Raw genomic sequence first — 13,577 nt, 5'->3', positions numbered from 1 at the left:
AAGGTATAATTACTTACCTTAAAATCACTAAACAATAGAGCCTATGACCCAGCTAACTGCCAACTCTACCTCTTCTGAAATTACCTTTAGCCACTCTACAACCTCTCTCAACTCCCTCGCCCCACGCCTTCTCGACTGGTTTGCAATTAATGGACGCCACGATTTACCTTGGCAACAGCACCAAACTGACACGCCCAATCCTTATATCGTTTGGCTATCAGAAGTAATGCTACAGCAAACGCAAGTAACGACAGTGCTGCCCTACTTTGCGCGTTTTATGGAGTCCTTTCCGACCGTGCAAGATTTAGCCGCAGCAGAATGGGATATGGTGGCGGAGCATTGGGCGGGGCTTGGCTACTATGCGCGCGCGCGTAATTTACATAAAGGCGCGAAGCAATTGGTCGAAGTAATTAATGAGACGGGCGACTTTCCGCAAACCTTAGCCGGTTGGGAGGCGATTTCTGGCGTTGGTCCGTCGACTGCTGGGGCAATTATGGCAATGGGATTGCATCGTTATGGCGTTATCTGTGATGGTAATGTCAAACGCGTCCTGACACGCTGGGCAGCAATTGATGGCGATATAACTAAATCTGCCACCACTAAAGAGTTGTGGGCATTGGCAGAACGTCTAACGCCTAGAGAGAACTCAGGATTATTTGCACAAGCGATGATGGATATGGGAGCAACCTTGTGTACGCGTAGCAAACCTGCTTGTCTGTTGTGCCCACTACAAGATGATTGCTTAGCGCACGCGCAGGGTCGCGAAACCGATTATCCAGTCAAAGCAAAAAAGCAGCCCAAACCTAGTAAGTTTAGTAATGCGTTACTGATTAAAGATGCAGATGGCAATATCTTATGGCTACAGCGTCCTGATAATGGCATTTGGGGCGGATTGTGGAGTTTACCGCTAGAATTTATAGAAAGGATTAGCGGTAAAGCTGGTGTTAAAAATACTGGCAAGAATATAGATAAAAAACTGACGGAAGCGACTGCTGAGCAGCCTTTAGAAGTAGCCAGTAATAAAAAAATATATGAAAAAGTCTATGAAACAGAATTTACCACGGCTGAGCAGATTATCAATGAATGGCTGATAAAGAATAATTTAGCAGCAGCACCCACTAATAAAACCTTACTTGATGACGCGCCTATTAAACACTCATTAACCCATTTCCATTGGTATTTAACGCCGCAATCAGTGACTTTAAATAATGAGCAAGCTGCAGAAATAACCCAAGCATTACAAGCAGCAGAGATTAATATTAATTGGTTAAATGCTGATGCTGCGCAGGCGACACTAGGATTGCCGCGCGCGATGGTTAAGATTTTAGAATAATGAGTGAATGCAACTAAATAACATTTATAAAAAAAGCGACTCACAATAAATCATGAGTCGCTTTTTTAATTTATACAATACTAAAAACTTAAGACTTCGGCACCCGTAAGCGCATCAAGCCTTCTTGTTGTACCGTTGCTACCAATCGACCATCTTGCCAAAACTGCCCATGGTTCAGACCCATGGCATTGGATGTGGTATCACTCCACATGTCGTATAGTAGCCAATTATTTAAGTCAAATTCACGATGAAAATGCATCGAGTGGTCGATACTCGCCGCTTGCAAGCCACTGGTCATAAAGCTTACACCGTGTGACATCAGCCCCGTACCTACTAGGTAGAAGTCGGATGAAAATGCCAATAGTGCTTGCTGAATTGCTATGGGTTGATTGCCCAATTCACGAATACGCAGCCAGTTTGCTTGCTTAGGTTTCATCGGTTCTGGATGAATGGGGTCACGCGGTTTGACCGGTTTAATCTCGACGTGACGACGACGCATAAAGCGCGCTTTAAGCGCATCTGGGACTTTACCGACGTACTCTTCTTTTAAATCCTGCTCGGCAAGCAAATCCTCTGGCGGCGGATAAACGGGCATATCTTCTTGATATTCTAAGCCCTCTTCCATCGGTGAAAACGACGCAATCATCGAAAATATCACTTGCTCAACAGGCGCTTTACCGCGTACTTCTTTATATTGAATCGCCGTTACTTCGCGCGCAGACAGGCTGCGACCATCACGCAGGCGGCGTACTTTATAAATGACCGGCTGATTGATATCACCACCGCGCAAAAAATAGCCGTGCAGTGAATGACAGGGTTTGTCTTTATCCAGTGTATGCGCCGCTGCCATAATCGCTTGCGCCAGCACTTGCCCACCAAAAATACGACTGCCAACATAGTCGTGGCTTTTACCTTCAAAAACATCAGGGCTGACTTCAATAAGCGCGACAGTAGCCAGCAGCTCATCTATCAGTTGCGGATAATCAGACATGACGATACGTTTCCTTATTTTTATCAATAACGCCAAGCATCTGGGTATAAGCACCTAACGATATTGATCTCGATACCATATGCTTAAGCCAATACGGCGTTTTAATTTAAAATAATATGAAATGGCTTGCAGTAAACTACAAGATAACGCTTAGAGCGCGCAATAAATGACCAGTAAAACGATTGCTAAGAACTCATTATAAAGCGAAAAGCCAATCATCTTAACGAATATTAACGGCTTTGACTAGGCAGTTACCGCTCAATGTTAAGCATAAAACAACTATCTAGGATAGTGTTAATAAATAAAAAACGAGATGCCTACTGCCATCTCGTTTTTATATTTGCTAAATTTATGGTTTCACGGCCACGAGCACACGGATAGAGTCTGGCACGAGCGATAAATTACCTAGTGCTTGTTCACCTTGGGCTTTTAATTGCTCTAGACGCTCAATCTCTTCTGGGCGGACGTTAGGATTGATGGTTTGCAAATGCTTTAGGCGTTTGATTTCACGCGACCACTGCTGGCTAAAGCGCGCACTGGCTTGCTCGCCAATCTCCGCTAACTGCTGGCGGGCAATGTCTTCGGCTTCATAATAACGCTGCTCAATCACATCGCCGCGTACTTTTATCACTTGGCGGGCGCGGTTTTTATCCAAACGTTCAATATGCGGCATAATCATATCGGCGCTGATACGCGCGGATAAATCACTGCCCTGCTCACTGATAAAGACACGGATATTTTGTGTGGTTAAAGTCGCAGGTAAATTGAGCAATCTTGGCGCAATCGCTTCGACGCGGAAATTTACCTCGAGCAGCACCATACCTTGCGGGACGGCAGCGCTTTTTAACATCGCAACGGTGGTATTACCAAAGGTGCTGGTACTTGCCAGCTCATAAATCGCACGCATCAACGGATGCTCGTGAGTGATAAATTCGATATCTTCACGCTGCAGCGCTTGCTCACGCTCAAAGGTCAAGGTCATACCATCTTCATCACCAAGTGGCAGACCGTCGATATAATCGCTAATCTCAGTGCTATCAATTGGTGCAATCACCCATGAGCCATCACGCTGAATATTGTGATCGATATTTGCGGAAGCAAAAAAGCGCTCGATAAATTGCGGCAATAAATTATGCCCATCAAAATCACGCATGGCATCAGCAATACGCCCAGCGACACGCGGACGGCATGAGTTATACTCTAAAAGACGATCGCGACCGGCTTGCAACTGCGCCTCAAGATCCAAACGCGTTTGTAGCGCGTCATCAATGATATCTTGCAAAGTGGTGCGGTTAGCGTCGTTATCCGCACCTTCAAGCATCGGCTTTAGGTCTTGGATATACTGCTCTTGCACGCTTTGGGCGGTTGGTGAAATCTGATTGAACATATTTAGCGCGTCGTTATACCACCGATATAGACGCTCTTGCGCCGTACCTTGTACATAAGGAACGTGCAGCATAATCTGCTGCGTTTGTCCGATACGGTCTAGGCGACCGATACGCTGCTCTAAAGTATCTGGGTTGGCGGGCAGGTCCCACAATATCAGCTGGCTTGCAAACTGGAAGTTACGACCTTCTGAACCAATCTCCGAGCACAATAATATCTGCGCGCCTTCACTATCAGCAAAAAACGCCGCCGCTTGGTCACGCTCAAGCAAGGTCATCTGCTCGGTAAAGATAGCAGTCTTAATGCCGGCATGCAGACGTAAGACGGCTTCTAAACTTTCAACCGTCGCACCACTACGGGCAATCAGCAATACTTTTTTATGCTTAAGCTCACCCTTTAAGATATCAATCAACCACGGCACACGTGGGTCATCTTCTAACCAGCTACCGTCAGGTTGGTTTTCTTCGCCCCAAAGCTGCTCGCGCAATTTACCCTTGGTTTGATAGCTGTCAACCCATGCTTCAGGTAGCGGCAATGGATACGGCTGGCTGCTACGACCATAGAAGCCTTTGACACTTTCACGGGTATTACGGAATAAAATACGCCCCGTACCATGACGGTCAAGGAGTTCATTGAGCGCATAAGTACGCAGTTTTTCATCTTCATTAATATTTGCTAATTCATCAATACTAATAGTAAGCAGTTGACTTAACGCCGCAATTTGACCATCACTTAACGGCTTATCTTCGATTAAGACACTCGCAACCGCTGCGGTTTCGGCAAAGGCTTCTTGACCATCGATAAACTCATCCAAATCATCAAAGCGATCGGGGTCTAATAAACGCAAACGGGCAAAGTGACTTTGTGCGCCAAGTTGCTCAGGCGTCGCGGTTAATAGCATCACACCCGGTGTTTCTTCAGCGAAATCAGCAATCAAATCATATTTATCATTGCCACCTTGCGCTTCATCCCAATGCAGGTGATGCGCCTCATCGACGACCAATAAATCAAAACCGGCTTCCATCGCTTGGTCATACAAGTCAGGATGGTCGAGCAATAAATCCATACCTGCAATAATACATTGCTCAGTAGCAAAGACGTTTTGCTCAGGGTCGTGCTCTTTAATCGCTGCCGTACGTACCAAATCAAATAAGGCAAAATTTAGATTAAAGCGGCGGCGTAGCTCAATCATCCACTGATATTGCAAACTGTCTGGTACAAGGATTAATACGCGCTCAGCTTTGCCCGTCAATAGCTGCTGATGAATAATCAGACCCGCTTCAATGGTTTTACCCAAACCAACTTCGTCAGCAAGCAAGACACGCGGCGCGATACGCTTACCGACTTCATGGGCAATATACAGCTGATGCTCAATAATATCGACGCGCGCGCCCATTAGACCTTTGAGTGGGTGACCTGCTAGCGCCGATTGCATACGCAAGATATCTTGACGCAGCTCATACCAATCGCCACGTTCAATACGACCAGCAAGCAGACGCTCAAGCGGCTTGGCAAGCGTGATATTGGCCGCCAAACGGGTTTCCATAATGCCTTTTTCATGCTCATCGACACTGTATTTGAGCACGCCCATCACTTCTTCGACCGCGGTTACGGTATAGGTTTTACCGGCTTGGTCAGAAATGCTATCGCCTTCTTTGAACACCACGCGCGATAACGGCGCAGAGTTTTTTGCATAGACGCGGGTCTCTTCACTTTGTGGAAATAAGATATGTACACAGCGGTCATCAACATCGATGACCACCCCCAAGCCAAGCTCAGACTCCGTATCAGATAAATAACGTTGACCAACGGCAAATTCGGTGCTGTGCAATGAAGCGATAGAGATAGTCATAAGGCGATGTCTTTTGTACTCAGATGATAAGAAAATAGATAGTTAATGAGGCAAGCTACGTTTACTGGCCAAGCTAGCATTACTGGCTCGATAGCTCAATGTCATTAATAAGCTGCTGGTCATTGGCGATATCAGCAACGCCCAACTTAAAAGCTAGGTCGATTGATAAAACAGACCATTATATAACGTTAGCGCTTAGATGAGTGCGTTAAGTTGACTTTTCAAGAGCAGATTTTGCCAAGATTGCCGCAAAGCCAAGCATAAGTTGATCTTATAAAACAACAAGATAACGACTCGCAAGTAAACAAAAAATATTGCCATCATATAATTGTTGCTGTATTGTTAAAAAATGCAATAAGTTATTTCTTTATGCGGCTCATTCGGCTAAGTGTTTCTGATTAATCATCTCTGGCTAAGTGTCTCTAGATAAATGTCTCTGGCTAAATACCTCTGACTGAATCTCTACAATGTTTAGCTGAGCCATATTGAAATGACTGCCTGCGTTGTCTAAGTTTACCAAGTACCTATTATCTATCATCTATATTTAAGCATTAACGGTATTTAATCCCACTTTTATAGATTCACAGTCGTTATAGATTCATAGTCGTTATAGATGCAGTCTAAACGCTATAGAGATAGTAGTGCTTATTACAGTCCATTTAGTTATCACTTATAATATTATACATAATTATATTTTATGATAGTGATGATAACTTTGAGTGTCATATCGCATTAATCCCTTTAATCCCATTAACAATCTTCTTTGTGCTTCTTATCATCCAAGGACAAACCCCATCATGAGTGCCTCCAAAAAAGTTGGCTTTTTTAACCAAGTCAGTACCCAAGTGACGACCATTCTATTTATCGCTTTTGCGGTCGTACTGGCGGTCGTCGTCTATGTTGTTGATAAAGAAGGCTATGAGAAAATTCGCCTTGAGTCAGCAAAACTGGTCGCTGAGCGTGGTAATACTGCGGTCAATAGTATCTCAGCCGATATCAATCGGGTGATGCGTAGTGCCCTGCTACTGTAACAAAGCGCGCAAACGCTGCCACCACAAGAAGCGATTTTACAAGCCAGTACCGCCAATGCCTTTGATAAGCGTGATTATAACTTATTAGGTAGTGGCGGCATTTGGCCTGAAAAAGGCGCACTTGGTGTCAATGCTGCAACCCATCCGTTTTTGATGGTACGTCAAAATGGCGATTATCAAGCGGTACTCAGCGATCCAAATCCTGCCAATCCTTATTATCAAGAAGATTGGTTTAGCGTTTTAAAGTTGCTCAAACCTGAAAGCTGTATCTGGAACCATGTCCGCGCCAGCCAAACCAAAGGCGAGCTGGCAATGAGCTGCGGTGTTGCTATCGAGCGTGACAATCAGTTCTGGGGTGCCAGTACGGTTAACTTTACCCTAAACCAGCTACAAGAAAACATCGTGAAGTTAAGCGAAAGCTCGGGCTCAGGTTATATTTTATTGCTGGATAACAGTGATAAAGTTATCGCTTCATCCAACCCTGAACGCTTAAGCTATATTGATGAAAAAACCGGTACGCCGCTTGATATCAAACAAGTTATCAACTCTGACCCTGCTTGGAATCCGGTATTAAACTTCTTGGAGACGCAGCGTAATGAGACTATCGAGCGCGTTGCCGCGAGCGTATCGCCGCAAGTTCAGCAAGTATTGACCACGCTTGATAAAGCCGAAACGGGTACGTCAAAAGGCTATTATCTCGTCAACTACGCCGCTTATCTAAACAACGGTGAAAACAAGCAAAATGCGATGGACAGCCACTTGTTACAGAGCTTTGAGCTGACTAAAGACAGCTACTATAACGGCAGTCAAGCGTACGTGTTTGAGATTCCTGAGACTTATTGGAAACTTATCGTCGTCCAGCCTGACGCTGAAATTAACGCTATCGCCGATAATCTCAGTGAAAACTTGATTAACTGGATTGCCTTGGCGCTATTAATCACAGCTGGTGTGATTTACTTTATGTTGACTTTCTTAGCCTTTAAACCGCTAAAAGAAACCACTGATAAAATCTCGCAAGCAGAAAAGCTGATTAACGACAAGCAATACAATAAGCTGAGCGAGGTTAAATTCGCTGAAGGTCGCAACGAGATTGGACTGGTGAACGGCTCTATTAATGACCTACTAGACCGTATCCAATCTAACGAAGGTAAGCTTGCCAATATCAATCAGCAGCTAGAGATTAAAGTCGAAGAACGTACCGCTGAGCTGCAAGATACGCTAAAAGAGCTGAAAAACTCACAGCTGCAATTGATTCGTTCAGAAAAAATGGCGACGTTAGGTCAAATGGTTGCTGGTGTTGCTCATGAAGTAAATACACCATTATCTTATGTGCAAAACAACCTTGAAATTATCGGACAGCTAACTGAGCAATACGAAGAGCTGATTGAACTGGTACAAGGGTTAAAAGCCGTTAAAACTGATGCCGCTGCTGATGGCAAAATTGATAAGCTATTGGCAGATATCGTCCGTGCTTCCGATGAAATCCAAGAAGATGATTTGTCCGCTGAGCTCAAAGAGCTGATTAAAGATTCGTTATTTGGCGTTGAGCAAATTACCGAGATGGTACTAAATCTGCGTAACTTTGCCCGTCTTGATGAATCAAAAGTGAAAACCATCGATGTGCGCGAATGTATCGAAGCCTCATTGAAAATCGCTGGTAATTCTATCAGGCATCAAGAGATTGTCACTGATTTTGCCCCGACTCCTGAGATTAAATGCTCACCGTCACAGATTAACCAAGTCTTGGTGAACTTGCTCAATAACGCCGCACAAGCCATGGGAGAAAAACCGGATGGCAAAATCGAAGTGCGTACGCGCTCTGATGACAGCAATGTCTATATCGATGTCAGCGACAACGGCAAAGGTATGAGCACAGAGATTCTTAATCAAATTTTTGAGCCGTTCTTTACCACTAAGGGCGCAGGCGAAGGTACGGGACTTGGTATGGCCATCAGTCAGCAGATTATGGAGCAGCATAATGGCGACATTAAAGCGGTCTCAACCGAAGGCGTTGGCACCACCTTTACCTTAACGTTACCGATTGATAATGATTTAACGGAACAAAGCCTAGCAGCGTAAGCGCTAGGTTCTGTCTTATTTTAATTGCTATTTTAATGATTATATAAAGCTATAGCACTATTATTCATCATAAGGATACCATCATGAATGAATTGGAAATGGAAACCCCTAGCACGGAGTTAGGGTCTGAAGCGAAACCGAAGTTGGCGTTCATTGACGATGAACAACGTATTTTACGTTCGATGAAACTGCTGTTTCGTAAAACGCATGACGTTTTTATCACCACTGAACCGACTGAATATATCGACTATATCAAAAACAACCACGTACACGTGGCGGTCAGTGACCAGCGTATGCCTGAGCGCGTTGGTGTCGATATCTTGCGCGAAGTCAAAGAAGTATCGCCCTCTACCATGCGTATCTTATTGACCGGTTATGCTGATTTGAACGCGATTATCGGCTCTATTAACGATGGAGAGATTTATCGTTATTTGACCAAACCTTGTAAATCTGAAGAGCTGCTTGCCGTCGTCGGTCGCGCCACCGAAATCGCTTTGACCTATAACCCAGACGAAGACGCTGAACAATTCGACAGCTCAGGCAACAAGCAAACGCTATTGGTCATCGATGAAACCAACGATCTGATTGAGCAAATACGTAAGCAGTTTTCGAACAGTTATAGAGTCCTGCATGCTAAGGGCTTAGAAGAAGCTTATGATTATTTGGCGAATGAAGATATTGGTGTTTGTATTACCGACATCAATGTCAGCGGCGAGAACATCGCGCCGATTATCTTTACCTTAAAACAAGATGCGCCGCACTTGGTGGTTTTAGTACAAACTGAATTCCAAGATGCAGGCTTGTTAATTGACTTGATTAATAAAGGTCAGGTCTATCGCTGCTTACCAAAACCAATGCGCGCTAGCCTGCTTGAGATTAGCGTCAACCGCGCCTTCCAGCATCATACAAAATTGAAAGCCAGCCCTGAATTGGTTAAGCGTTATGAAGTCGAGCACGACCCTGAAAACGATGTGCGTATTGATTTAAGCAGTCGCGTACGTAGTCTGATTGGCAAATTGCGTAAGCGCTTTTCTTTATAAGCATTTTTCTTTATAAGCATCAAAACGACATAAGCACAAAAACTCTTGTCGCAAAAAATAAAACCTCTATTTCAAGTTGAAGTAGAGGTTTTTTACTGTGCGCTTTTTGACGTGCTTTTTGACATGCTTTTTGACATGCTTTTTGACTAAACCCTGCAACGTGCTACATTAAGCGAATAACTATGTCAGCCTATTTAAAATGCAAGACCATTTAAAACGTACTCTATTTAAAATATCATCTATTTAAAATAACAATGAGATAAGGAATCATCATGCAAGCGGTTTTTTTAGACAAAGGTACTTTTTCTGATAATGTCGACTTGCCAGCACCCGTTGGCGTTACCGACTATATTACTTACGACGATACGCCTCAGGAGCTGATTATTGAACGCTGTCAAAATGCCGACATTATTTTTACTAATAAAGTCCAAATCAGCGCTGACATCATCGCCAATCTGCCCAAGTTGAAGCTTATCCAACTGACCGCAACAGGTATGAACAACGTCGATCAAGATGCCTGCGCTAAGCACAATATCGCGCTATATAATGTCGCTGGTTACGCGGTCAAAAGCGTGCCCGAGCATACCTTTATGCTCATGCTAACTGCGATGCGTGCTGGCATCCATTATCATGCAAAAGTTGCTGACGGCACGTGGGCAAACAATGGTAATTTCTGCTTGCTCGATATTCCACTGATAGATTTGGAAGATAAGACACTGGGGATTATTGGTGTTGGCACTATTGGTAAACGCGTCACTGACATCGCCCGCGCTTTTGGGATGACGGTATTGTGGGCAGAGCATCAAGGGCGTGCGCCGCGTAATGAGGATTATACGGCGTTTGAAGACGTACTGGCGCAGTCTGATGTACTGAGCTTACATTGCCCATTAAACGAGCAAACCAAGCATCTTATTAATGCAGATACTTTAGCAAAAATGGCTAAACAGCCGCTGATTGTGAATGTCGCCCGTGGTGGTATTGTCGATAGCCAAGCGCTAACTAATGCGATTAACAACGAGCAAATTATCGGTTATGCCACCGATGTATTTGAGCAAGAGCCGATTGTCAAAGACGACCCTTTATTGACCCTTGCTGACCATCCGCGGGTGATATTTAGTCCACATAATGCGTGGGGCAGTAAAAGCGCGCAAGAAACCTTGTGGCAAATCTTAAGCAAGCAAGTGTCAGAATTTATCGATAAGCATTAAAAGACAATCACTAGGGCGCGTCCTCATTTTAAAAATGGTGATAAAAATGAGATAAATTGTAGCCAAACAAGGAAAATAGTGCAGTTAATATCGGGATATTACCAAGCTATTTGACGAAGTTTGGCAAAATTTAGCCATTTTTAGACCATTTAGATGTCCATCGATTGAATTGAGGACACCCCCTAATAAAGCTTAACGGCTAAAGCGCAACCAATCGTCTTTTATGTTACGGTATTTGAGCATCACACGGTCACTAAGATAATTGTTAGTGACCCGCCAAGGATAAATATCGCCTTGTTTTGGTAGCTCGTGTTGCGCGCGCTGGACATAGCCTGCCGATAGCGCACCCATGACCGTATCTGGCTGAGCATGTGCCTCGCTATGCGCAGTTTTTGCTTGCGGCACTGCCACTTGATAACGATGCTTATGCATATGGTTGAGCAGCCGCAGCACATATTGACAAGCCAAGTCGATTTTTAGTGTCCACGACGCATTGGTATAGCCAAATAGCGCCACCATATTTGGCACGCCTTCAATCATAACCGCCTTATAAGTCATGCGCGAGCCGATATCGATTGCTTGCCCATCGACATAGACTTTAGCGCCGCCAAGCATTTGTAGTTTTAGCCCCGTTGCGGTGACGATGATATCAGCCTCAAGGTGTTTGCCAGAGTCAAGCATGATGCCAGTCTTGGTAAAGTGGCTGATTTGATCGGTCACTACGGCAGCTCGTTTGCCATGTAGCGCCATAAATAAATCACTGTCTGGCACGGCACAAAGCCGCTCATCCCAAGGATTATAAGCGGGCATAAAATGCGCAATATCAACCCCGCTGCCTTTTAATTCGGTTTTAACGCCACGTTTTAATAATGCTTTCATCACCTTGGGCGCAAACACAGCCGCTCGATAAGTCCCTTGTTGCATCAACACATTGCGCGTGCGCAGTAGCTTATAAGCTTGCGTTTTCGAGAGTGGCGAAAACTTACCTGCCAGCCAATCAAGCGCATAATCATCACCCGGTACACTTGCCACATAGGTCGGCGACCGTTGTAGCATGGTAACGTGCTGCGCGCACTGCTCGCTTTCTTCATCGACCATAGCGGGCAGTAGCGTCATCGCTGTCGCACCACTACCAATTATGACCACTTTTTTGTCGTCATAATTCACATTTTGCCAATGCTGCGGATGAACAATAGCACCCTGAAAGTCCTCTTCTTTATCAAAATGAGGCCTGTAACCTTGCTCATAATCATAATAGCCTGTTGCACCGACGACAAACTTTGCCGTCAAGGCAAATACCTCACCGCTTGCATGATTTTTTACCGTTGCCGTCCACTGCTGACTATGGCTTGACCAAGACAGCTGCTGCACCTCATGCTGATAGCGGATATGTTCAGTGATACCAAACTCGCGCGCCGTATCAGCAATATAGTTTTTAATATCACCGCCTTTTGCCAATACCCGATGGTCCAACCACGGACGAAAGCTATAGCCAAAGGTCAAAGCATCAGAGTCGGAACGCACCCCAGGATAAGTAAATAAATCCCACGTACCGCCCAAATCTGCGCGTTTTTCTAATACCACAAAGCGCTGGGTAGTTTTTTGCGGCTTCCTTTTTGTTAGCTGTTTTAAGCGACTTCGGCTTCTATGACCAAACAGCCCTTTGTGCTTTTGCTGCTGCAATCGACTGGCCATGCCGATACCGGCAATCCCAGCGCCGATGATAAGCACCTCACAATCGACGGGCGTATTCAAGGCTGCTGGCGATGATTTAGATCTAAAGCGCTTTTTAATTGCCTGTTTGCCGGCAGTCATATCAAGCATAATACAATCCTTGTTTTTGCATGATGGCTTTTAATTTACATGGTGTATTTAAAATCAATCTATTTCAAAGAGACCTATTTAAAAAGGGCTTGGACTTTCCCAATCCATCCAAGCGCCAAGTGTGGGATGTTTTAGGCGTAACTGCTGGGCATGTAAATTCAGTCTTGGCGCAATCGTTAATGCCGTACCTTCTGCATAAATCGGGTCGCCAATCATCACATGCCCGACGTGCACCATATGTACACGCAGCTGATGACTGCGACCGGTAACAGGCTTTAATAGCACGCGCGTGACGGTTTGACCGTTGCACTCTTCATGGGCTAGCACCTCATACAGCGTTAATGCATGCTTTGGCCAATTGGGATCGACGATATGCCGCGGTTTGGTTGCAGGCTCATAACGTACTGGCACTGATATCTCACCTTTGGCACCGACGCTTTGCCATTGGCCAAAGACACGCGCTTGATAACTTTTTTGTGGCAGCCGCTCAATAAACTGCTTACTAATATGGGTTTGCGCGGCGGCATTTTTGGCAAAAATCAGCAGCCCTGAGGTATCCATATCTAAGCGATGAATCAACTTAACCGCTGGATTGGCGCGCTCAAGTCGTGCCAACAAACTCACCTTGAGCGTTTTACCATCGACGCTTAACAATCCTGCAGGCTTATCGACGACCCAAATATCATCATCTTCATAGACGGTAACGGCTTGCGCAAATTCTCGAAAAAACTCCGGTGGATACGCATTTTCTTCAGCATTCAGGGCGTCTATCTTTTCATCAGTGAAAGGCATAAAATTTAGCTACTTATAGTAATGGGTTCTATATTGATAAG

The 13,577-nt window shown here is 44.8% G+C and carries 9 protein-coding genes; 5 read left to right on the top strand and 4 right to left on the bottom strand.

The features are described 5' to 3' along the window. Positions 1 to 43: 43 nt before the first annotated feature. Positions 44 to 1,333 carry an A/G-specific adenine glycosylase gene (gene mutY, locus QJS82_RS13375; protein ID WP_281490801.1) on the top strand — a complete coding sequence of 430 codons (1,290 nt, stop codon included), beginning with the start codon at positions 44 to 46 and terminating at the stop codon, positions 1,331 to 1,333. Positions 1,334 to 1,421: 88 nt separating this feature from the next. Here the strand turns inward: mutY and QJS82_RS13370 are convergent, their stop codons facing one another. Both QJS82_RS13370 and rapA read right to left on the bottom strand, forming a co-directional pair. Then, positions 1,422 to 2,324: an acyl-CoA thioesterase gene (locus QJS82_RS13370; RefSeq protein WP_201565142.1), complete on the bottom strand. Its 903-nt coding sequence runs from the start codon at positions 2,322 to 2,324 to the stop codon at positions 1,422 to 1,424. A 349-nt stretch (positions 2,325 to 2,673) separates the two neighbouring features. Next, on the bottom strand, positions 2,674 to 5,562 hold the full coding sequence (gene rapA / locus QJS82_RS13365) for an RNA polymerase-associated protein RapA (protein ID WP_281490800.1): 2,889 nt from the start codon (positions 5,560 to 5,562) through the stop codon (positions 2,674 to 2,676). A 797-nt stretch (positions 5,563 to 6,359) separates the two neighbouring features. Here rapA and QJS82_RS13360 point away from each other — a divergent pair. The 4 genes from QJS82_RS13360 (at position 6,360) to QJS82_RS13345 (ending at position 10,920) form a co-directional block, all read left to right on the top strand. Then, on the top strand, positions 6,360 to 6,593 hold the full coding sequence (locus QJS82_RS13360) for a hypothetical protein (protein WP_281490799.1): 234 nt from the start codon (positions 6,360 to 6,362) through the stop codon (positions 6,591 to 6,593). 153 nt (positions 6,594 to 6,746) lie between these two features. Then, entirely contained in the window at positions 6,747 to 8,672 is a 1,926-nt protein-coding gene (locus QJS82_RS13355; protein ID WP_281490798.1) for an ATP-binding protein, read from the top strand. A gap of 83 nt (positions 8,673 to 8,755) precedes the next feature. Continuing rightward, a complete protein-coding gene (locus QJS82_RS13350; protein WP_281490797.1) occupies positions 8,756 to 9,712 on the top strand; it encodes a response regulator in 957 nt (318 codons plus the stop codon). 272 nt (positions 9,713 to 9,984) lie between these two features. Then, positions 9,985 to 10,920, top strand: a complete 936-nt coding sequence (locus QJS82_RS13345) for a D-2-hydroxyacid dehydrogenase (protein WP_281490796.1) — start codon at positions 9,985 to 9,987, stop codon at positions 10,918 to 10,920. A gap of 192 nt (positions 10,921 to 11,112) precedes the next feature. Here QJS82_RS13345 and QJS82_RS13340 read toward each other — a convergent pair whose 3' ends face one another. Together QJS82_RS13340 and QJS82_RS13335 are read right to left on the bottom strand one after the other, a co-directional pair. Next, positions 11,113 to 12,615, bottom strand: coding sequence for a flavin-containing monooxygenase (locus tag QJS82_RS13340; protein ID WP_438656736.1), 1,503 nt, complete (start codon positions 12,613 to 12,615; stop codon positions 11,113 to 11,115). Between the two features lie 207 nt (positions 12,616 to 12,822). Then, a complete protein-coding gene (locus QJS82_RS13335; RefSeq protein ID WP_281490794.1) occupies positions 12,823 to 13,536 on the bottom strand; it encodes an RluA family pseudouridine synthase in 714 nt (237 codons plus the stop codon). Positions 13,537 to 13,577 lie beyond the last annotated feature (41 nt).

The organism is Psychrobacter maritimus (assembly GCF_029953575.1).
Taxonomy (GTDB): Bacteria; Pseudomonadota; Gammaproteobacteria; order Pseudomonadales; family Moraxellaceae; genus Psychrobacter; species Psychrobacter maritimus.
Note: the sequence above shows the minus strand (reverse complement) of the source record. Positions and strands in the feature narration are given on the sequence as shown.